This is a genomic window from Bacillus sp. AFS040349 (assembly GCF_002577655.1).
GTDB lineage: Bacteria > Bacillota > Bacilli > Bacillales > Bacillaceae > Metabacillus.
On record NZ_NUMC01000001.1, the window covers coordinates 18,163 to 40,705 of the forward strand.

A 22,543-nucleotide genomic window follows, 5' to 3' on the forward strand; every position below is an offset into this window, starting at 1 on the left:
ACTCTTTAATTTGTAGGAAGAAGTAACTAACCTTGCACAAATATTTATTAGAATATTTCGAATTAACTGTACAGCATGTTCTATAATCTAGTATGATTATCTTATAAAGTATGTATGTAACCTGATTAAAAAGTACCGTCTATTTCTGAGTTTGTCTATTTTTGTAGATTTTAAATGAAAGCGCTTTAAATCTGGTAAAGGGGGAGTAGAAATGAAATTTAAAAACCCGAGAATTAATTCAATCCGCACAAAACTATTACTTTTCAGCTTGCTATTATTAATTATTCCTAGCGCGGTTATTGGGTTCACTAGTTATAACAAAACAGTTGATGAATTAGATGCAGCGGGACAAGCTCAATTAAAAAATAACGTTCAACTGGTCTTGGAAATGATTGACCTATTAAATAGCGAAGTTGAACAGGGAACCATGACTCTTGAAGAAGCACAGGATAAAGTAAAGACTGTTATTCTCGGAGAAAAAGGGGCTGATGGAACTAGACCTATCAATAAGGATATTGATGTGGGTGAACATGGATATGTTTTTGTGATTTCAGATGATGGGTCATTAATTGCTCATCCTAGTAAAGAAGGGGAGAATATCTGGGATTCAGAGGACCCTAATGGAACAAAGGTTGGGAAACTAATCGTAGAACAAGCGTTAACTGGTAATGGTTTTTCAACATACGATTGGGCTTTACCTGATAATCCAGACAAAGTTGAACCGAAAATCACCTATGCAGAGCAAGATCCTCATTGGGGCTGGGTTGTTTCTGCTGGTACGTATACGATGGATTTTAACCAAGGGGCAAACCATGTATTGATGAATTTATTAATTACATTAGGGGCATCAATCATAATAGGAGTTATAGTTGTTTCGGTGTTTTCTGGAGTCATGGCAAGACCCGTTATCGCCATCACAGAAAGGTCGAAAAGTGTGGCAAATGGTGATTTAACAGTAGAGCCACTGCTTTTTAAATCAAATGATGAAATTGGTGAATTAGCAGAGAATTTTAATAGAATGGTTGATAGTTTAAAAGGGTTAATTAAGCAAGTTGGAGATTCTGCGGAAAAGGTAGCAGCATCCTCTGAAGAGCTAACGGCTAGTTCTGAGCTAACACAGAAGGCTACCGAGCAGATTTCAACATCAATTCAAGAAGTTGCAATCGGATCAGAAAAACAGGTTTTGAGTACAAATCATGCTAACCATACAGTCACAGAAATTTCAAAAGGTATGAATCAGGTTGCATGTGCGATACAAGAGGTAGCCAAACTTACTGTACAAACAAATGAATCTGCTAATAATGGAAGCCAAGTTGTGACTCAAACGATTGAGCAAATGACGCTTGTAAAAGATAAGGTAAAAACAACCTCTAATGTTGTGAATAGTCTTGGTGAAAAAACAAAGGAAATTAATGAAATCGTTTATTTCATAACAGAGCTTGCTAGTCAAACAAACCTATTAGCTCTTAACGCAGCAATTGAGGCAGCTAGAGCCGGAGAACAAGGGAAGGGATTTGCCATCGTGGCCGATGAGGTTCGCAAATTGGCTGAACAGTCAGGTCAAGCTGCTGGGAAAATACAAACTTCTATCGGACTTATTCAAAGTGAGGCAACTCAAGCTGTACATTCTATGAATGAAGGAACTGCTGTTGTAGAGGAAGGAATTAAAATGGTCCATCAAACAGGTGAGACCTTCAATGGCATCGCGGAATTAATTGAACAAGTTACCTCTCAAACGCAGGAAGTATCTACGATTGTAGAAGAAGTAAATTCAAGGTCGCAAAATGTGGTAGGAATCGTGGAAGAAGTAGCCCACATATCAGAGCAGTCATCCTCCAATACTCAACAAGTAGCAGCTGCTGCAGAAGAACAAAGTGCTTCAATGGATGAAATTGCTGGGTCAGCAGAATCCTTGAGTAAGATGGCGCAGGAGTTGCAGGGGGTTATTCAGAAGTTTAGGTTATAAGGGAATGAGAGATTAACAACTTTATCTTTATCTCAACAAAATAATGATGATGAAAGCTCGTATGAGAGAAATCTTGTATGGGCTTTTTTGTAGTGTAAAACGAGGTTGACTCATCCAATTGGAATAAGATAACAGTCCCAATGTACCTTTTTTTCTTCAAGTTACGGACAGAAACTATTAAGCTTTCACCGAAGAATTTATTTTACAAATTATCTAGGGGGAGAAACTTACATGGAGTACAAGAAGATTAAGAAGTTTTTAGTTTGCGGCCCGATCGCGTCAGCACTTATTTTTTCATTAATCACACCAGCCGCATTAGCAACTGAAGGTCTGGAAGATCAGCAAGATCCAGCAGTTATAGAAGAAACAATCACAGAAGTTGACGAAACGGCTACTAGTGAAGCTACTACCACAACAGAAGAAAATGAAGAAATAGAAGAAGATACTGCTACTGAACCAACAACAACTGAGGATGAAATAGAAGAAGATACTGCTAGCGAAACCGAAACAACTGAAGAAGTAGTAGAAGAGGATACTGCCAGCGAAACCGTAACAAACGAAGAAGAAATTCAAGAAGAAGAGCCTTCATTAGTTCCGGGAGATTTCTTTTATTTTGTAAAGACAATGATGGAAAAAATAAGACTTGCTATAACATTTGACGACTATGAAGAAGCTCGTCTATTAGCAGATTTTGCAGCAGAACGTATTGCAGAAGCTAATAAATTAATAGCTGAAGGTAAAAGTGAAGAAGCAGAAGAACTACTTAATGCTGCCATTGCTACTCAAGAGGAAGCAGCTAATTACTTAGCTGAATCAGAAGAGGTAGCGGGCGACACTACAGAAACTGAAGAAGCAGCTGTTGATACAACAGAATCTGCAGAGGATATTGTTGAAGCAACAGATTCACAAGAAGTAGTGGCAGAAGATGCCGCTGAAGGTCTAGAAGAAATTGAAGATGAGGTTGAAGTTAAGCTTGCAAATAACATTGACTCATTAGCAAAAGCGCTATCTCAAGTGAAAAATCCTACAGCACAAAAGGCATTAATGAAAAATATCCAAAAATCATTTGCTAAACTAGATAAAAAACTAGCAAAGCTTGAGGAAAAAGCGGCTAAATTTGGTCTTGAAGATAGTGAAAAGAGTGAAGAAGCAGAAGAAGTAGTTGCAGAAGAGCAAACAGAAGAGAACCTTGCGGATGCTGAACAACCAGTAGAAATGAATGAAGAATCGGTACATGAAGAAGAGAATTCAACTGAAGAAGAAACAACTGCCGTACAGCCTGTGAGTACAACCCTAGTTGTTGAAAAGCAACCGAAAGAAGAAAAACCTGCTCAAGCTAAAGAAGTAGTTAACGAGAATAAGCAAGAAACACAAGTGAAAAAAGCAGAAAATCAGCAAAAAGCTAACGAACAAAAGCAAGAAGCTTCCGTGAAAAAAGCAGAAAACCAGCAAAAAGCTAATGAGAAAAAACAAGAAGCTCAACAGAAAGCGAACGAAAATCAGCAAAAAGCTGATAATAAAAATGCAAACGGTGATAAAGGTAAAGATAAAGAAGAATAGGGTATAGTGATGTTCCTAAAGAGAGTTACTGTGTTAACAGTACTCTCTTTTATTTTTAGGGTAAATTCTAGTGCTACTATATTTAAAGAAAATTAAGGGACAATGTACCTGTCCCTCCGTCTTGATCTGCCGATTATAAAAACCGAAGTAAGAAAAAGGCAATGAACTATTGTGAATGGTAATTAATGAGGTTATGATAAGATCAAAAACCCGTCCTTATCATCTGTGACGGTGTCCTTAGATTATAAAAGAAATAACCCGTTTTAAGAGGAGAGGATTCCATTGACGATTTACCAACAAATAATAGAGGTACTTAAAGAAAAGAAAGGCGAAACGTTAACATCAGCAGAGATAAAAGATCTTTTAATAACAAAATTTAATACGAATCCAGGTAGCATTATTCTGTCCGACTATTGCTATAACCGTTATAACAACGGGATAGCTTTTACTAAACATCTATTTATTTATATTAATAGAAGTACATATCGATATGTCGGTGAAAATTATCCTTATACTGGGCTTATTTTTCACAAGGCTAAAGGGGCAGAGTTTGAATCTGTAGTCGGTGAGTGGGATAAAGGGAAGCTTCAGCTCTACAAGGATCAATCTACAATCGGAATCTCACAAATAAAAAAATTATATGAAGAATATTTAGAAATGCTACGATTTGAAATGAATGTTCTTGGATGCAAGGCAACTGAACTAAGACATCTCATCGGTCGTCTAGGTGAATTCTTTTGCGTTCTTTATACAAATGGTGAGCTTGCCAAAGTTACCAACCAGCATGGATTTGATGTGATGAAAGACGGCAGAAGAATAAGCGTGAAAACAACTGCGCAGGATAATAGCTTTATCACAATCAACAAAAATACCTTTGACCAATTTGATGACTTTTTTGTTGTTCAATACAAAGATGATGACTTTAAGGTATTATTCTATGGGCCGAAGGAAGAAATTCCGTCGCCTAGGACATATGGGAACAAGTATGAGGTTACTATTAGTTCTTTGAAAAAATTATCTAATACATTTTAAACAAGATGATTGACTATCCAAAAACGTCTGTGAATGAAGATGGTCTTGCGAAATACAAAAAAAAACCTAAGTAGAAGACTTCTTTTACTTAGGTTTTTCTTATGCACCAATGATTTACAACTTAAATCAACCAATTTTGTCATGAGTTTTGGATCTAATAAATAGTGGAATTCAACAACTCAATAATCTCATCATTCCCAATATCATAAGCATGATCAACAGCGGATATCCCCTCAGAATTAGTAAGAGTAGGATCTGCACCTGCATCTAATAATCTTTTAATAGAAGCAATATCCTCGTTATAAACAGCAGTCATTAATGCTGTCCATCCCCAGCTATCTTGCCAGTTAGGATCTGCTCCATATTCTACGAGTAAGGGAATAAGGTCTCCACGATTATTATCAACAGCAATCATTAGGACACTTTCTTCGTACTCATTTATTTCATTAGGGTCTTCACCACTTACTAAAAGGTCCTCCACTTCTGCTTGATCAGCATCAATTACAGCCTGCATTAAAGGAGTATACTCATAGCTATACCCGTAGTCACTTTCCATGAAAAATTCTTCTAACTTGCTGCCAAATTGTGATAGAACAACTGCTGTTCCTACACCAATACCAATGAAAATTGTAGGAATAACAACAAAGATAACAAACATTAACAGAACAATTCTCTTTGTTCTGCTTTTAAGCTGTACGGAAGGTTCTCCGTATGTGAAACGTTCAATCTCATGAATGCGCTTTGGAATAGGAGGGTGTGTTGATAGTAGCTCAGTTAAAATAGCAAAAATCCCCCGTTTTTCGTTGTATTGCGTTAAATATTCTTGAATATTAACTTTGTTATAAAGCCTTCTACCAGCAGCTAGAACTAAAAGACCGTTTATAGCATTTTCCGGTTTTTCTGTATAATAAGCTGCCATGCGGTCACATGTATATTCTGCCATTCTTGAATAACTTGTGCCTAAGAATGGTACCCACATAGATAATGAGAGTAGGATACTTTTAGCGATATGATTTCTTTTAATGTGAGCTAACTCGTGAGCGATGATGTAATCAATATCGAAGTCCTCTGAATCGTCTGCAATATCAATGAAATCAGAATATAGCACAACCATGTTTTTCCCGAATAATGCTAGAACTTTTGTAGCAAATGCATTTAAAAGTCCACCAGATTCAATTACATACACTTCAGGTACTTTATCTAAATTCATTTTTTGACAAAGAGTAATAACCTTGCTGTGAAGCTCAGGAAACTGATTTTCTCTTAATCTCACCCCGTTTAATTGGATGTGTGCCATAGATAGGGCATGTGAGAATAATGATAATAGCCCAATCGCTAATACGATAAAAACGCCAATGATCGAAAGAAGTAAGTATAATGCCATAAAAACACTGACGATAATACAAATAATAAATAGCGTTTCTTCATGCTTATGGACAAGATTTTTATTATTTTCCAATTTGTTCAACTCCTAACAGTTTCTAACAGACAAATTTTATTATATGATGTTTAAAGGTAAAAATGAATGGAAAAACAACCTTTTCTTTTAAGGGAATGGGTGGGAAATGCTTTTCAGAAGTGTGGTATGATTTAAGTGGTTGGAAAACTGTTTAAAATTGGAAGTATTTTTTATGGAAAATATAAATATGAGGTGAAGATCAAGAATGAAAGCTAGTACAAAAAAGGAAATTCTTTCTTGGGTGAAAACATTAGCGCTTGCGATTATCATTGTTTTTATTTGTCGACAATTTATCTTTACTCCAACGTCTGTATTTGGGGAATCAATGTCTCCTACCTTTCATGATGCGGATCGGGTGATAGTGAGTAAAACATCAAAGATCCAACGCTTTGATGTGGTCGTGTTTGATGCTCCAGACCTTGAAGGTGAACACTATATAAAGAGAGTAATAGGTCTCCCTGGAGATTCTATTAAAATGGAAGATGATGTGCTTTTTATCAATGGTGAAGAATTCCCAGAAGAGTATTTAAAAGAAAATAAAGAAAATAATACATTAGAAGAATTAACCTTTGATTTCACCCTCGAAGAAATCACTGGAAAAACAAAAGTACCAAAAGACATGCTCTTTGTTATGGGAGATAACCGCTTAAACAGCAAAGACAGCAGAATCTTTGGATTCGTTCCCTATGACTCCGTGATTGGAGAAGTAAAGTTTCGGTTTTATCCTGTGAATGCGGTGGGGGTTCCGGAGTAGGTGTCACGCTCGGGATAGGTGCTGGTCCGGAGTTTGTGGTGCCTGTCACTTCCCGAATTTTGTCGATTAGACAACAGCATTTCTACAACATGTGGGTGTGCTTAAAGGAGGATGATAAAGGATGAAGAAGCTGCTGCAAATGTTTTTCTTCACTAGCATTCCTTTTGGAGTCATCATGGGACTTATGTTTCAAGAATTGGAAATAGGAGTTATGGCAGGTCTCTTTTTTGGACTAGGAATGACGATTATAGTAGGGGGCATTAATAAATTTTCAATGAAATCAATTGGAGAATCAGGTACTAGCAGTGTGAAGCAGGAAAAAGAAATGGAATTAACCCTACCATACAACTCTGCCTTCGAGCTATGTAAAAAAGCTGTTCTATCCATCAACGGAACGAAAATCACCTATGAGAATGAACAGGAAGGTATGATCCGTGCAAAAACAGCAGTAAACGCCTTAACCTGGGGAGACAAGATATCCGTTTTTGTAGAGAAGGTGGATGAAGAAAGATCTAAGGTACATATACAAAGTAAGCCTGCCGTTGCCACAACTGTTGTGGATTATGGGAAGAATTTGAAGAATGTGAAAGTGATTGCGAATTATTTGGTGCCTCCCCGAAGTTTGTCAAAAGAGCATGAATGATAAAAAAACGTTTCTACAACATATAATAATTCTGTTTTGAAGTGCTAAATTAGAAATAACCATACTATTTGAACGGTAATTCACACTTGAATTTACAGATAATTGATTAGCAAAAATGCTTGGAACATTGTGTCTCCAAGCATTTTTTTGCACTATATAGTAGTGTTTCCTGAAAAATAAACGGAAAAATTCCGTTTAAATTAGGAAAAACCAACATTTCTCACAAAATAAGAGGATTTTTTCCGCTTATCTGAACCAAAACTTTAGATTTGGTTATATTTAGAGAAGTTAACCGGAATATATCCGCTTATTTCGACTTTTTAAGCACCTACTATATACTTTAACCGGAATTTCTCCGCCTACCAATTCCTATCCATGAATAACATCAGAGAGTCTAATATCTAACTTGAATATCCAAAACCTACCACTTTGATCCCCAAATAAATTAGCAAACAAACTCGCACACTGATTCTAACTTTTGTCATCCTGTTAAAAGGAATGCACATTAGGGTGCTAAAATAACGTTACATTTATGAAAACCTTCGATAAGCAACAAAAAATTTTATGTTTTTGTACTCCAAAACCCAACTACTTATACAACACGTAAAACGCTTTTTTATTTACGTAGTAAACTTTCAGACTAGTTTTCTTAAAAAAGTAAGTACTTATATCTAGGAGCATAGATGCACAACTGTTATTTTTAGATAATTTTTACCATATAATTTCCAAGCGCTTCATTTATAATACATATGTATGTAAAAAATTAACATGAAAGTGAGTGAATGGGTTGAATGAAAAAATGGAGTTAAAAACACTCGCTATGGAAAAAGTGGCTCAAGTCATTGACTCTTTATCAAATGAAGCAAAAATTAGATATCGTGTGGCAATCAATGAGTTTGCAGATTTGTATCTTGATGATGAACTTGTCTTTCAAGAACTTTACTATGCTTACAAGCAAGAGCGATCTTCCTATAATATACAATGTGAAAATGGAGAAGAGATTACTTATAGAAGAGAAAATGATGAACACGTGATTCAGTTTGCACAAACATATTTTTGTTTACCTGAAAAGCCTTTTGTCCTCTTTATTACTTCATGTATTGAAATCATGAGAGAGGTACTACCACTAGGCACAGTTGTTGAACTTAATCCACTTCATTTTATTCCGGAACATCAAACGTCTTCACCTACCAAAGTTGTGATTACAAAGCGTTTCATAGCACCAACAGGGTATCAAACGTATTTCCCGTACGGTGGTGCTATTTATCCTGTAGGAGAGATGAAGAAAGATACAACGATTTATTTTACAGAGCCCTTGATTACAAATGTGATTCATACAGGCTATAAGGATGATATGGAAGAAGCCTTTCTTCTGCTTATAAAAGAAGATTTTATTGTTCAAAAAAATATGAAGTCAATCGAATTCTCAGCACATGACATGAAACGTCTTCAGCTTGAAATCCAATCTAAGGAAAGAGCGGGTAAAAGGTAATGGCACTTTATACGTCAAGCTTTTGTTATAACTTAGTTTCTGGTATTAGCTCGTCTTTGGAGGATGCCAAATATGAGATTAAGAAAAATTTTGAGCAAATGGACTTAGAAAATGCATCTGTTGAGGAAGAGATGAGAGAAATGATAGAAGAAATGATAGCAGAGATTGATCAATTACTTGCCACGATTCAATCTGTTCATTTTAGATAAAAAGTTGGTAGAGAGGAGTTTACGTATTGGGAACAACAAACATAAAGATGAGTGTTCACGATTTACAAACCACTTTACAAACGCTTCAATCAAGTATTGAAGAGTTTAGCAGTTATACCGACACCTTCCGTACTGGCACAAGAGATCAATTAAAGAACTTTAATTCTGATTTCATAGAAAAAGTAGATGCAATTCTAGATAATATGAATGATGATATCAATAAGGATTTACTAAAGGATATGTACGCTATTCATGCAGCTGGAAAAGAAATGCTAGAAGAAATGAAAAAGGCCGACGAAGAAGCGAGTGAAATGATTCGGAGTGGGCAGTCATGAAAAGAGACATACAAATTAACTATGGAATATTGGATCAAATTATTGAACAACTTCATACATACAAGAATGCCTTAAATCAAATGCACAGTTCCCTAACCTCGATAGCTGTTTATGTAGAAAGTAACGCGGGAAAGAGCTTGGATGTTTGGGATGACACCATTCAGCAATCAAAGAAAAATATTAATAGCTACCAAGCTCAAATAGACGATCTTTTATCATTATTTGAAAACTACGTGACCGATACAACTGCCTACATTACACCAATTTCTCGAAATAGTATGATGAGAGTCGATCGCAACGATATCTGGTGGAACCTCACACAGATTGAATCAGGTGTAAACAACAATATGTTTAATGCGATCCTAGAAACACATAAGTCCCCAAGCTTCTTATTTGGTTTGTTTGACGATCCAACTCCAGAAGAAATAGAAAGAAGCAGACATAATAAACAACAGCTCGATGCTATTCGGACGAATATTGAATCTTCCAAGGCGATGCTTGAAAAGAACATAGAAGGATTATGGGACCTTTATGAAACAAAAGTAAAGAAGTTTGAAAATGTTGATGATGAATACTCAAACAAAGCCTCTGCAGTCAAAGATACCTACACCAACTTCTTTGAAGGAGTAAGTGATGTTGTTTCTGTAACGGTTGAAGGGGTATGGAATTTCATAAAAGGATTAGGTGTTGCCATCTATGAAATCGCAGAAGGCCTGATTAGCCTTGTCATTGATGCGGGAATCATCGCGATATCTAGTAAAATACCAGACTCAATTGAACCCGAATTCTTAAAGAAGGCGGCAAACACAAGAGTAGAGACTTTTGCCGGAACGCTCGAGCAAATCATCGATGACCCGATCATCGTCCTAGAATCGGTCGCACAATCCATATCAGACACCTCAGAAAAAGAAGGGATTATGTATGTAACTGGAGGAGCAGCAACCTCCCTCGTCCCATACGTAGGCCAATCAAAATACCTCAAGCTATTAAAAGTAGAAAAAGACAAAGCACCCAACACCAAAGCAGTAAACCCAGCCATCTCTCAAAAAGTAAAAGAAATCGTCCAAAACAACAAAGTATTTGAAGGAATCAAGAAAGAAACGGTAGAATTATATAAAGATGTAAAAAACGGTGGAACCCAATTTGTTGATGACGTCACTAATTTCTTAGGCAGAACCTTATTTCCAAACCAAACTCTTCAATTGAGTACGGCGAATTCAGTGCCGGTGAATGTGTTTAGTAGGTCGGCAGTAGAAGATCGGATTGATTCGGTTGTTTCTAGGTCTAGTGTGAAGGTTGAGGAGAAGGGGAATGGTAATAAGCTGAAAGTAGAAGATTTCACTAAAGAGATCTTGGAGACTAAACCAATGAACTCTCCAATACCTGAAAAGTGGTATAAAAAAGGTGGAAGTATTTCCATCGAAGATAATGGCACTTGGACTTATACTAACAAGTCTGGAGTTTCTGTAAGGTATCCAGGTGGTTACCCAGATTTTACACCGTTTATTCATCCCAATGTTAAGCCGGTAAAAATCGAAGTTCATTCGCCTAAAAATAATCCAAAAGATTTTGAAAATGCAAACCAAGCAGCTGGACTTACAAAAGATACTGATCCACCAATAATAGATATTAGAAGGCCACCAGATGGCTATACGTGGCATCATCATGAAGATGGAAGAACTATGATGCTAGTAGATGAAGATATCCACAGAGAGTTTAGACACATTGGTGGTCAATCAAAGGTTAATGGGAAAAATAAGTAATGATTTAGGAGTGAGAGTATGACAAAAATGCTTAGTGTAAATCCAAAAGTTTCTTTACAGGATCTAAAACAATTCGAACAAGAGTATGAAGTTTCGTTACCTGAGCAATATGTTGATTTTCTACTAGAATACAATGGAGGATTTCCTCAAGAATCTAACTTTAAAATCTCTGATGATGAAGGAGAAAGTTTAGTCAATAAGTTTTATGGAATTGGGGATATGAAAAGCAATTTAGGTAAAGTTTTTGAGGTTTTAGAAGGAGAAATACCAGAAGATTTTATTTCGATTGGTAATGACCCTGGAGGAAATGAGATTTTATTAGGAGTTAGTGGAGAGTATCGGGGAAAAGTATATTTTTGGATTCATGATATAGAACCCGAAGACGAAATGGACAATATGTTTATCCTTGCAGATAGTTTTACTGGGTTCTTTAATAACTTATATGAATCTGAATAATGATAATTATAGAAAGCTACATTTAAAGGCTGAATTTTTCAAAAAAATGTAAATATGAATGATAATTAGGCGAGATGACATTTTAAGCTTATGAAGATATGGTTACAGATAAAAAAGCTATAAATTCACTAAATTAGATAAACTTGTAGGTTTCAAAGATATTATTTTTCTTGAAGAATTACTTTATAATACAGATAAAGATTATGTAGTAAGCCAGTTAATGAATATTGACAACCCTTTATTACTCTATTGCTTTTCTGCAAATTACAATTGGAATAATGGGTTAGATGTACCAACAGTCATCTTAGAAAATGAGGCTTGTGATTTAGGGACAGGTTTACTAATGTTCCATTATGCAGATGGCTATCGTTTGTTAGAGAGTTCAGATGAAATTTCAAGTTCTTCATTAGAGGAATGGAAAGTTTTTTTGAGAAAGATTTATAATAAACTATTAAGCTTAGACTTTAAATCACAAGACATTTCCTTTGACCCTGAATTAACAAAAATTCAAAAGTATAAGATAAAAAAGAATAATCCTGACCTTCCTGGCGTTCTAATTAGTAAGTCTCCAGGCAAAGAGATTGATATACCTAAGATATAATGTAATTTATTTGAAACCTTGATTGGCAAAATGCCTTTAAAGGTTTCTTTTTTGTGGGGATTACCTGGTACCCGAATAAACCACTTATTTTTTCAGAATGAGATAAGCCTCGTCATTGACGCGGGAATCATCGCGATATCTAGTGAAATACCAGACTCAATTCAACCCGAATGCTTAAAAAAGGAGGCAAACACAAGAGTGGAGTCCTTTACCGGAAGACTCGAACAAATCATCGACGACCCGATCATCGTCCTAGAATCGGTAGCACAATCCATATCAGACACCTTAGAAAAAGAAGGAAATAGATCTTGTAGAATCATTTAATATACCCAAATGATTTTGCAAGATTTACTTATGATCTTAAAAATACGAGTAAAAACAACAAAAATCGTTTTACTTACAACATTTATATTTTTTTTTTCAAAATATAATACTCTAAAATCGACTTTTTTTTAATAGTATCTTCATAATTCTTATTTACTAGGTAAAATGTCCTTAGTAGAATGAAGAAAGTGTATTGCATTTTTAAATGAACATAAAAGGAGATAAAATGATGTCACAGCAGAGTCAACATCATAAGAAGAAAAAAATAAGATTTACACTCCAAGCAAAGTTAACGTTATGTATTGTTTTACTCATTTTTTTAATTATTTCGTTAAGAACAACTGCTATAGCAATTGCAAACAGGTACTTAGAAAACACTCTGTTTACTAATTTATTATCTGCGGGTGTGGCTATCCTACTTGGAGCTATCGGAGCTTACATTATTATTGTTTTAATTATCAAAAAACCTCTTAGGGAGTTTGCTAACTTTTCTTATCATCTATCCGAAAGTGATTTCTCACATAAAATTGTACTAAAATCAGGTGATGAATTTGAAGAATTGGCAAACTCTTTTAATGAAATGACAAGTAAAGTTAGTAATTTGGTACAAGAAATCCAAAATACTGCAAAAGAGGTTAATAATCAGAATGAAATAGTAAAAACAGCTTCGTATGAGATACAATTATCGACCGAACAAATAGCATCAACTATGCAAGATTTAGCATCAGGAGCAGAGCAGCAATCATATTCTGCCGGAGAATTATCAGAAACAATGAATGTATATGTTGATAAAGTTTCAAGTGCTACATCTTATAGTAACGATATTACGAAACAAACGAACGAAGTTTTACAAATGACTTCTAAAGGAAAAGAGTTAATTGGGAGATCTGTTAGCCATATGTCAGTAATTGAAGAATTAGTGAAAGACTCCGTTAATAAAGTTGAAAATCTAGATCGACAAACTCAAGAAATATCTATGTTAGTAGGAGTTATACAGAATATAGCCGAACAGACTAATCTGTTAGCTTTAAACGCAGCTATTGAAGCAGCAAGAGCTGGGGAACATGGAAAAGGTTTTTCAGTTGTTGCTTCTGAAGTGAGGAAATTAGCAGAACAAGTATCAAGCTCGATTGAAAATATAACTAGTATTGTTACTAATGTTCAAAAAGACTCCTCGGAAGTAGTTGTTTCATTAAAAGAAGGCTACGACCGAGTTGAACGTGGAACTAACCACATTAGAGTTACAGAAGAAACCTTTAATACTATTAATAGGTTAGTATTAGAAAACGTTAGTAAGATAGAGAGTATATCAAACACCTTGTTTAATATAGAGAATGACGGGAAAGAAATAAACAACCATGTTTTAAATATTGTATCCATAACACAAGAAGCTGCAGCAGGAATCGAACAAACTTCTGCAACCACACAAGAGACCTCAAGTTCTCTGAATGAGGTGACTAATAAAACTGAAGGATTAAAGAATTCAATCGAAAATTTAAATGGACTTGTTAATGAATTTAAAGTGTAAGTTAAAATTTATCCTCAAAAAATTCCAAAAAACAAAGCCACCATATCGTTATAGCCATTACCACCATGTTAACGAATTATGAAACATGGTGTTTTTTTGTATATATTTAGTGTGGATAAACTCAATCATAGATTTACTCTGTTTTAGAATAGATTGATTTTTCTAGTGTTGTGCGGCTTACTAATAAAAACGAATTAATTATTTTGCGAAGTACATTACAGCCATTTATTAGAGTTTAATATGCTTCACTTACCCTCTATAAGACTTACTTGCTTTTCTTGCATCTTTTCCCGATCTAATAACAACAAAAAATTCACAAAAAAATTTTCAGATATTGTCGGATATTGTCTATAAGCGTTCTTTTTAAGTCTGAAAGGATTAGTAATTGATCTATATGGAGAATCATATCACCTTAAACCAATTGGACAATATAGGGAATGGTAAATAAAATTGTAAGGAAATAGTCCAAAAGTAATGATGCTTACGGGGGTGTCGAGTATGGGGAAAAGACTCTAACCGATACTAAGATTATGGATATTGTTATATCTATGAAGCAGATGGTTGAACAAAAGGATGTTATTGTACAGAATGCCACCCAAATAACATCAATCAGTCAAGAAACAGCGGCAGGTACAGAAGAAGTTTCTGCATCAATTGAAGAAACAACTGCCTCGATGGAACAATTAAATAAGTTAGCAGAAAAACTAGACATATATTCACAAGAAATGAGAGAAGAATTGAAAAAGTTTATTCTTGAGTAAAGAGTGGAGGGCTGTTTTCACATTAGTGAAACAGCCTATTTTAAGGAGGGCAGTAGTGTTATGAATTTAAACTTTAACGTATCTAACATAGTAAAGTCGAGATTATTTAAAAGAACCTTTTTGTTTTTATTTATATCGATTATATTCTTTTCTGGTTTTATCTATGTAGCCTCAAGCATCATTCTCCCCAAAATAGCTCAAGATCAATATAGAGAAATGACTGATCTAGCCGTACATCGCTTATCTAATCATGCGAAAATGATTGTCGAGAATGCAAACGCTATATCTGAAACGAATAAACAAAATGAGGATTTATTACAAGATGATTCGTTAGTCTTAAATAGTGAATTGACGAAACTTCTTGATTCTTCTCCTTTTTTTGACGGGGGAACAATGACCGATGTTGAAGGTGAGATTTTAGTTTCAAGAAACTTAAACCTTAATGAATTTATTACGAAGAGCGGAATTAAGTATGAACCACAGATTGGTACGGAAGAGACGTTACATTTTAGTGATGTTTTAGTAAACAAATCTGATAAAAAGGAGTCTATTATTCTACTATCCTTTCCTGTTAATAACGAGAAGGAAGAGGTGAAAAGAATTGTCCATATGGCCATCCACCTTGATCAAAAAGGGTTATTTCAGTCGATGTTTAAAGAGCTGAATATAGGAAAGGATAGCTATGCTTATATTGTCGATTCAAAAGGAACCTTAATATCTCACCCTCAAAGGGAAATGCTAGGTGAAGATGTTTCTGATAATCCAGCTGTACAAGCAATTTTAAAAAAGAAGACAGGTTATATGGGATTAATCAATCAATTTGATGTGGAAATGTATTCCTCCTATCAATATATTCCAGGCTTAGAATGGGGTATAGTTGCACAAGTACCATCAGAAACTACTTATTTAGGGGTAAAGAAATTTCATGAATCTCTCTGGTTAAGTAGTATCATCCTGATTATTCTATTAACATTTCTAGCTGCTATTCATACTGTTAAGACAATGAATCCAATAAGAAAACTTCATTATGCAGTAGATCAGGTAGCTAAAGGGAACTTTCGTTCAGAAATTGAAAATGATGAATCAAAAGGAGAAATAGGAGCCCTAATAAAAAGGTTCAATGAGATGATCACATCGCTCAATCATGCGAAGAAGCAGCTGAAATCTCAAAAAAATTTCTTGAGTAAGATTATCAGTAAAAGTCCTAACGCGATATATGTTGTAGATTATAACGGAAGATTCACGTTAGCAAATGAAGCTTTCACAAAGTTATTAGGAACAACTCCTGCGGAAATTGTAGGGAAAAAAGAATCAGAGTTTAACCCAGATGAGGAAGAGGTTGAACGCTATTTTCAAATCAACCGAGAAGTGATTAACAGTAAAAAGGACCGTTTTATACCCGAAGCCTCTCTCACTGATAGTGAGGGGAATCAACATTGGATGCAAGTTATGAAAATACCGATTATTGAAGAGGACGGTTCATCACATTCTCTTTTATGCTTTGCTACTAATATAACTGAGCGAATTATGAATGAAGAAAAAATAAAGTTCCATGCTTCACATGATAGTTTGACTCAGTTGCCAAATAGATATAAGTTTAAAAAAGCATTGGAGCAGGAACTAGAACTAGCATACGATGAACAAATGAACGTTGCCGTATTGTTTATGGACCTTGATCGCTTTAAATATGTAAATGATCATTTTGGCCATATGATGGGTGATAAATTACTACAAGCCGTTACGTCCAGATTAAAAGAGAATTTGCATGAAAGAGATACGATTTCAAGGTTTGGTGGAGATGAGTTTACTGTTATACTTTCTAATATAGATGATAAAGATCAAGTGAGCAGTATTGCAAATAAATTAATTCATGCACTTGGGCAACCTTATCAGATCGACGGGCATTCACTAGTAACAACTACTAGTATTGGGATCAGTATGTATCCTAATGATGGTGAAGACGTTGATATTTTAATTAAGAATGCTGATACGGCTATGTATCAAGCAAAGAATCAGGGGAAAAATACTTATCGTTATTTCCATAGTGAGATGAACTCATTATTATCAAATAAATACAAGCTAGAAAATTACATGAGAGACGCTTTAGAAAAAGAGGAATTTCATCTTTTTTATCAACCAAAGATGGACACACATACAGGTAAGATCTCAGGAATTGAGGCACTACTTCGTTGGGAACAGAAAGAGCTTGGTATGGTTTCGCCCTCAGAATTTATCCCTATTGCAGAGGAAAGTGGATTGATTTTACAGGTAGGCGAGTGGGTGTTGGAGCAAGCCTGTTTGCAAAATAAGAGATGGCAGGATGAAGGATATCCGCCAATTAAAGTGTCTGTCAATCTTTCTGTATGGCAAATTAAACATTCGGATATTGTCAAAACAGTGCAGCAGATATTAGAGAAAACAGGCTTGAATCCGATATGGCTTGAATTAGAAATCACAGAAACGGCCATCATGGAGAATAAAAGGTCTATACTACGTACTTTGAAACAGCTAAAGAAGATGGGAGTATCTATTGCTATTGACGACTTCGGTACAGGATATTCTTCATTGAACTACTTAAAAAGATTTCCTGTTGACACATTGAAAATTGATCGTTCATTTATTCAAGGTATCCTAACGGAACAAGATGATACAGTAATCGCAACAGCTGTTATTTCAATGGCTACTAAGTTAGGATTAATCGTTGTTGCTGAGGGTGTAGAAACGGATGAACAACTGCATTATTTACATGATTTACACTGCAATGAAGTTCAGGGATTTCTTATAAGCCCACCAGTTCCCAAAAACCAAATGACAAAAATGTTAGAAAAAGAGCTTCTTTATTATATGTCTAAGACAGTGAGTTAATAGAAAGGGCCTGTATTCGATGAATACAGGCTTTATCTTATATTTGGGTTTTACATAAAAGGAAGACTATAAGGAGATATAAAAATGGAGATTTTGGATTATAAACATCTATTTTACTTAGGTGTTGTTGTAATTATTAATTTTATTGGCTTCTTTTTAGGACAAATGTACATTAGGAGATTAATTTCTTCAGATGGGAAATTTAGAATACTTACGCTGATCCTTATGGCAATCGGATCAGGATGTGCACAATGGTCGATTGTTCTAATCGGACTTATTGGTTATCAAGATCCTCATACTCCAACATTTGATTTTGTCTTGCTTGGTATCTCTCTATTATTTGGTTCTATGGGGTTATTATTTACTTTTTATAATCTTACTTTAGGGAATAAAACAAAAACCAATCGCTTAATTGCAGGCCTAATCTTTTCATTAACCATTATCTCTATGCATCTGACAGGTATTTACTCGATTGGACATTTGGGGCAGATACATTTTGATTGGTTCCGACTGTTAGTAGCACTTTGCTTTTCTATCATATTAACGTTGGTTGCCCCTTACTATATCCAATATGCTAAGTGTATGTCTTTAAGGAGAATTCGCTATTTAGCACTGGCTACGGTATGTTCCATTGTCATGTCTATTCTCGTAATCGGAGTGCAATATTCCTTATTGTCTGCTACAACCTTTATATCTGATCAGTCAAATGTATCTTTTTATGACGGTGACCACAAGCATATTGCTTTATTTATAGGAATTGCTGCTTTGTTCATTTTTATCAACTTCCTTTTTCTAGTTTACATGGATAGAGAAAATATGAAAACAAGTAAAAATTTGGTAGATGAAAAATTCAAATCACTTTTTCATTCAACTCCTATAATGGTTATCGAGGTAGATGAAAAAGGAGTTATTAGGGAAGTGAATGAAACATTATTATACTTACTCGGCTATACGGAGGAAGAAGTAAAAAGGCAGTACGTTCACTTCCTGTTTATGAAGGAACAAGAAAGAGATATTGAGAAGGCCCTAAACGATGCAAAATCTGATATGAATAGTTTTATTGAGATTCAAATTGTTAAAAAAAATGGGGAGCTCATTGATTTTAATTTTATTTTTATCCCTATTAAAAATGGTGAGAAGATAATCGGGTTATATCTAATGGGTAGAGATGTTTCAAAAAGAAATGAAGCTTTTCGTAAACAACAAGAAATTGAAAATGATATGCGTGATCTTGTTCGTAATTAATTATGTATTATTAATAAGTTTAAAAAAGAGGGAAGCCGCTTTGTCCATACATTAGTTGATGGTCAATTTTTATATAAGGTAGGTTTAGTGCCAAGTGATATATTAGGAAAAGCTTTAGAGGAATTACCGATATCGTCCGAGATGTACCACTTTCATTTAAAGCAATATGAAAAAGCCTGGAATGGTGCTGAGGTAATTTATGAAAACAGTATTAACGGTTTAAATTTACTTAGTTCGTTAAAACCTATAGTTAAAGATGGAAAGACAGTCGAAGTGGTAAGTACGATTGTAGATATTACTAAGCAGAAAATGGTTGAGAAAGAGTTGTTAGTAGCAAAGGAAGAGGCAGATAAAGCAAATAGGGCGAAATCTGAATTTTTATCTAAGATGAGTCATGAATTGCGAACACCACTTAACGGTGTATTAGGGTTTGCACAGGTATTAGATATGGAGCCAGACTTGACGAAAACACAGCATTCACACGTTTATGAAATCTTATCTGCTGGACGCCATTTGTTAAAACTAATTGATTCCATATTAGATCTTTCTAGAATTGAAGCTGGGAATCTAAGATTTGAAATGGAAGAAGTATCAGTTAATTCCGTTTTACAACAGAGTGTAAAGATGGTAGAACCACTTGCTGAGAAGATGGATCTTAAACTTTACTTTAACGAACAAGCGAATGACCCTATCGTCTGGGCCGACAGCACAAAATTGAGACAATTATTTATAAACCTTTTAGACAATTCGATAAAGTACAACAAAAGAAACGGTAAAATTTTCCTTCATACTTACGAAGAAAACAATCATATTTGTATATCGATTAAAGATACTGGGATAGGCATACCGAGAGAGGATATTAAGAAGGTGTTTGATCCATTTTATAGGAGCGGCTCTCATAAGAGTCAAATCCCTGGTGCTGGTATAGGACTTGCACTTGTGCAACAAATTCTACATCGCTTTAATGGCACAATAAAATTATCTAGCAACTTTGGTGAAGGAACACAGGTTTTAGTGAAAATACCTTTAATCTACTCCAATAATAAAAATGAATTTTCATTACACAAGGAAGCTGAAAAGGCTAATTTGACGATTTCACATTCTACTATTTTATATATAGAGGATAATGAAATGAATCGGGAGCTTATGAGAAATGTGTTGAATGAGAAAAATCAGAAATTAAACCTCCTTATAGCCACTACAGGTAAAAAAGGGCTTGAAATGTTTAGGAGTAGGCATATTGATCTTATTTTGTTAGATTTAGGTCTCCCGGATATTAATGGGTTGGAGTTCATTGATATAATAAGAAATGAAGATAAAAGTAATGTTCCTATCGTTGTATTAAGTGCCAATGCTATCAAAGAAGATATTGAAAATGCATTGAAAGTTGGCTGCAATCGTTATTTAACGAAACCAATAGATATTGGAGAGTTATTTGAGGTACTAAATTATTATTTAAGAAGGTGAAAGAGAAATGAAGGTAGTTATTGCTGAAGATGATCTCCCTTCTAGAAAAATCTTATCGTTGTTTCTTTCAAAAATGCCATCCTATCAAATTGTTGGTGAGGCGAATAATGGAGAAGAACTTATTCGGTACATTGTGACCGAAAAACCGGATATTGCCCTTGTCGATATTGAATTGCCTTTAATAAATGGTATGGATGCAATAAAGTCTTGTAAAAAATTGCTACCTAATTTGCAAATTATATTTATCACTGGAAATGATGAGTATGCCTTAGAAGCCTTTGGTGTAAATGCTGTAGATTACATTATTAAGCCTATAGAGTTCGACCGCTTTAAACATGCGCTACAAAGAGCTTCCCATATGGTAATAAAGGAAGAAGAATTAGTAGAAGATCCTTCTAGTAAAAAACAGGAAAATAAATTGGTTTTAAAATATTATAACAATATTACTGTGATTCCAACGAATGATATATATTATATTGAGAAGCAAGAGCGAAAAACATTTATTCATACAAGTAACAAAGTTTATCAATCATCTTTATCCTTGGAAGAATTATTAGAGAAATTACCGGATAATTTTGTCCAATCCCACCGATCAAACATTGTGAATGTTAGTCAGATCGAATATATTGAATCACATGGTCAAACCTACTTTGCTAAATTCTCCGGGTACAAAGAACCAGCTAGGATATCCAAGCTTCAATTAAAATCAATCCAACATATAATAGCCAGACAGTAGAAATAGCGAAATTTGCTATTTCTTTTTTTTCTTAAAATTTTATAATTTTGTCTAATTGTTTCATTATATTGTCTAAAAGGATTTAAAGAGAGTGTAAACATTTAGTTAGGATACATGAACTCACTTGGACATATTTGTAATTGAGAAATATACTTGACGAAAGTAGGTATTTAGTATGGTTTCAATTAGAAAGAGGAGGATTTTCATGTCATTTAGTAATGAATCCGAAATGTATGGTATACATCATAGCTTTCAACCTATCTGGAATATTGCTAAATCAACTATATATGGATATGAGAGTTTTACTAGGAATAATCCGGGATTAAATGGAGAAAAAGTATATAGTATAGTGCGTGAACATAATCATTTATACCAACATGATATTTATTCAATTGAGAAGGCGATAGAAGCTTTTCCTTTTTTAAAATCGCACTTCTTGTTTACTAGTATCTTTCCATCTACTTTGTTTCATGAAACCTTTCCAAGATTTCTTAATGAGTTAATTAAGAAGTTCCCAGAACTAATCGGTCGATTAGTTCTTCAATTAGATGAAACAAATGAGGGAGAGCATAGACGAGACCTATCAGATATAAAGAATACAATTAATACACTACAAGAGCTTGGTATATTTGTTGCGATTACGAACGTTGGAAAAGGGATTAATTCGCTAAAAAAGATGACTGAAATCAAGCCTTCTATTGTGAAGTTAAGCAGTTATTTATCTTTAAATTTAAATACGTCAGAGCAAAAGCAAAAGGTCGTTTCTCTCCTTGTTGACTACTGTACGGAAGAGGGAATTGTACTCATAATGGAGGGAATAAAATCTTCAATAGATTTATCTTATTTAAAGAAATTAAAAGTAACTCTTGGACAAGGAGATCTCTTGGGGAGGCCTTCTTGGTCTCTTTCATAATAATTACAAATGGTAGGGGATGAATAATGAGAACATACAAACATTGGACAACAAGTGAAGACTTTAAATTACTAAAGTTAAGAAAAAGTGGCAAGAGATTCAAGGAGATAGCTGATATTTTAGATAGAACGGCCATTAGTGTTGAAAAAAGATATAGAAAAATTAAGTATGAGAAAATATATGCATAACCGTAGGAAAGAAAGTTGTTATCGATGTGTTTTTGTAGAGGGAGATAAAGAAAAGTTAGTTCAAAAAATAGAAGCAGCTCGTCAGAACTTATTTTATACAGCCCAGGCTTTTGGATTTTTGGATGAAAAGACAATTATGAAAAGTCATGAGTTAGACCAATTAATCGTAGTCTATCAAAAATGTACCTGTTTAAAAGTTAGCTGAATGGATGTTGTGAAGGCTTTCTTTTTTAATTATGCGAAGAA

General features: G+C 34.6%; 21 protein-coding genes and 1 pseudogene. 21 read left to right on the forward strand and 1 reads right to left on the reverse strand.

Translation table 11 applies throughout. The features are described from left to right. Positions 1 to 211 precede the first annotated feature (211 nt). The 3 genes from COD11_RS00070 to COD11_RS00080 all read left to right on the forward strand — a co-directional run bounded on the left by COD11_RS00070 (position 212) and on the right by COD11_RS00080 (position 4,558). Positions 212 to 1,966: a methyl-accepting chemotaxis protein gene (locus COD11_RS00070; RefSeq protein ID WP_098794733.1), complete on the forward strand. Its 1,755-nt coding sequence runs from the start codon at positions 212 to 214 to the stop codon at positions 1,964 to 1,966. Between the two features lie 231 nt (positions 1,967 to 2,197). Beyond that, positions 2,198 to 3,526 carry a DUF5667 domain-containing protein gene (locus COD11_RS00075; protein WP_098794734.1) on the forward strand — a complete coding sequence of 443 codons (1,329 nt, stop codon included), beginning with the start codon at positions 2,198 to 2,200 and terminating at the stop codon, positions 3,524 to 3,526. Positions 3,527 to 3,808: 282 nt separating this feature from the next. After that, positions 3,809 to 4,558: a DUF7225 domain-containing protein gene (locus COD11_RS00080; protein WP_098794735.1), complete on the forward strand. Its 750-nt coding sequence runs from the start codon at positions 3,809 to 3,811 to the stop codon at positions 4,556 to 4,558. A 154-nt stretch (positions 4,559 to 4,712) separates the two neighbouring features. Here the strand turns inward: COD11_RS00080 and COD11_RS00085 are convergent, their stop codons facing one another. Then, positions 4,713 to 6,017: a M48 family metallopeptidase gene (locus COD11_RS00085; RefSeq protein WP_098794736.1), complete on the reverse strand. Its 1,305-nt coding sequence runs from the start codon at positions 6,015 to 6,017 to the stop codon at positions 4,713 to 4,715. Positions 6,018 to 6,222: 205 nt separating this feature from the next. On the opposite strand from COD11_RS00085, the gene lepB reads away from it, so the two are divergent. From lepB to COD11_RS00165, 18 genes and pseudogenes are all read left to right on the forward strand, one after another. Beyond that, positions 6,223 to 6,771, forward strand: coding sequence for a signal peptidase I (gene lepB, locus COD11_RS00090; RefSeq protein WP_098794737.1), 549 nt, complete (start codon positions 6,223 to 6,225; stop codon positions 6,769 to 6,771). A 121-nt stretch (positions 6,772 to 6,892) separates the two neighbouring features. Then, a complete protein-coding gene (locus COD11_RS00095; protein ID WP_098794738.1) occupies positions 6,893 to 7,414 on the forward strand; it encodes a hypothetical protein in 522 nt (173 codons plus the stop codon). A gap of 787 nt (positions 7,415 to 8,201) precedes the next feature. After that, a complete protein-coding gene (locus COD11_RS00100) occupies positions 8,202 to 8,906 on the forward strand; it encodes a DUF4176 domain-containing protein (RefSeq protein WP_141549630.1) in 705 nt (234 codons plus the stop codon). Then, entirely contained in the window at positions 8,906 to 9,115 is a 210-nt protein-coding gene (locus tag COD11_RS00105; protein WP_098794740.1) for a hypothetical protein, read from the forward strand. The genes COD11_RS00100 and COD11_RS00105 overlap by 1 nt, the downstream gene beginning before the upstream one ends. 26 nt (positions 9,116 to 9,141) lie before the next feature. Beyond that, a complete protein-coding gene (locus COD11_RS00110) occupies positions 9,142 to 9,450 on the forward strand; it encodes a hypothetical protein (RefSeq protein ID WP_098794741.1) in 309 nt (102 codons plus the stop codon). After that, entirely contained in the window at positions 9,447 to 11,213 is a 1,767-nt protein-coding gene (locus COD11_RS27310; protein WP_255301504.1) for an HNH endonuclease, read from the forward strand. The genes COD11_RS00110 and COD11_RS27310 overlap by 4 nt, the downstream gene beginning before the upstream one ends. A gap of 18 nt (positions 11,214 to 11,231) precedes the next feature. Beyond that, on the forward strand, positions 11,232 to 11,669 hold the full coding sequence (locus tag COD11_RS00120; protein WP_098794742.1) for an SMI1/KNR4 family protein: 438 nt from the start codon (positions 11,232 to 11,234) through the stop codon (positions 11,667 to 11,669). Between the two features lie 220 nt (positions 11,670 to 11,889). Continuing rightward, positions 11,890 to 12,270, forward strand: a complete 381-nt coding sequence (locus COD11_RS00125; protein WP_255301505.1) for a DUF4274 domain-containing protein — start codon at positions 11,890 to 11,892, stop codon at positions 12,268 to 12,270. Between the two features lie 553 nt (positions 12,271 to 12,823). Further along, positions 12,824 to 13,171 (forward strand): annotated as a pseudogene (locus COD11_RS28100) (hypothetical protein); the annotation flags it as partial. Between the two features lie 132 nt (positions 13,172 to 13,303). Continuing rightward, the gene (locus COD11_RS28105) at positions 13,304 to 14,122 is read left to right on the forward strand and encodes a methyl-accepting chemotaxis protein (protein ID WP_483296270.1); all 819 of its coding nucleotides are present in this window, start codon (positions 13,304 to 13,306) and stop codon (positions 14,120 to 14,122) included. Between the two features lie 548 nt (positions 14,123 to 14,670). Beyond that, entirely contained in the window at positions 14,671 to 14,883 is a 213-nt protein-coding gene (locus COD11_RS00135; RefSeq protein ID WP_141549631.1) for a hypothetical protein, read from the forward strand. 60 nt (positions 14,884 to 14,943) lie between these two features. Then, entirely contained in the window at positions 14,944 to 17,748 is a 2,805-nt protein-coding gene (locus tag COD11_RS00140; protein WP_098794746.1) for a bifunctional diguanylate cyclase/phosphodiesterase, read from the forward strand. A gap of 84 nt (positions 17,749 to 17,832) precedes the next feature. Further along, a complete protein-coding gene (locus tag COD11_RS00145) occupies positions 17,833 to 18,993 on the forward strand; it encodes a PAS domain S-box protein (RefSeq protein ID WP_098794747.1) in 1,161 nt (386 codons plus the stop codon). 87 nt (positions 18,994 to 19,080) lie between these two features. Further along, the gene (locus tag COD11_RS00150; protein WP_098794748.1) at positions 19,081 to 20,460 is read left to right on the forward strand and encodes an ATP-binding protein; all 1,380 of its coding nucleotides are present in this window, start codon (positions 19,081 to 19,083) and stop codon (positions 20,458 to 20,460) included. A 7-nt stretch (positions 20,461 to 20,467) separates the two neighbouring features. Further along, positions 20,468 to 21,196, forward strand: coding sequence for a LytR/AlgR family response regulator transcription factor (locus COD11_RS00155; protein WP_098794749.1), 729 nt, complete (start codon positions 20,468 to 20,470; stop codon positions 21,194 to 21,196). Positions 21,197 to 21,401: 205 nt separating this feature from the next. Next, positions 21,402 to 22,109 carry an EAL domain-containing protein gene (locus COD11_RS00160; protein ID WP_176550926.1) on the forward strand — a complete coding sequence of 236 codons (708 nt, stop codon included), beginning with the start codon at positions 21,402 to 21,404 and terminating at the stop codon, positions 22,107 to 22,109. Between the two features lie 26 nt (positions 22,110 to 22,135). Continuing rightward, entirely contained in the window at positions 22,136 to 22,297 is a 162-nt protein-coding gene (locus COD11_RS27920) for a Myb-like DNA-binding domain-containing protein (RefSeq protein WP_162987492.1), read from the forward strand. Then, entirely contained in the window at positions 22,248 to 22,502 is a 255-nt protein-coding gene (locus COD11_RS00165; protein ID WP_255301506.1) for an aspartyl-phosphate phosphatase Spo0E family protein, read from the forward strand. Before COD11_RS27920 ends, COD11_RS00165 begins: the two co-directional genes overlap by 50 nt. The last annotated feature ends 41 nt before the right edge of the window (positions 22,503 to 22,543 follow it).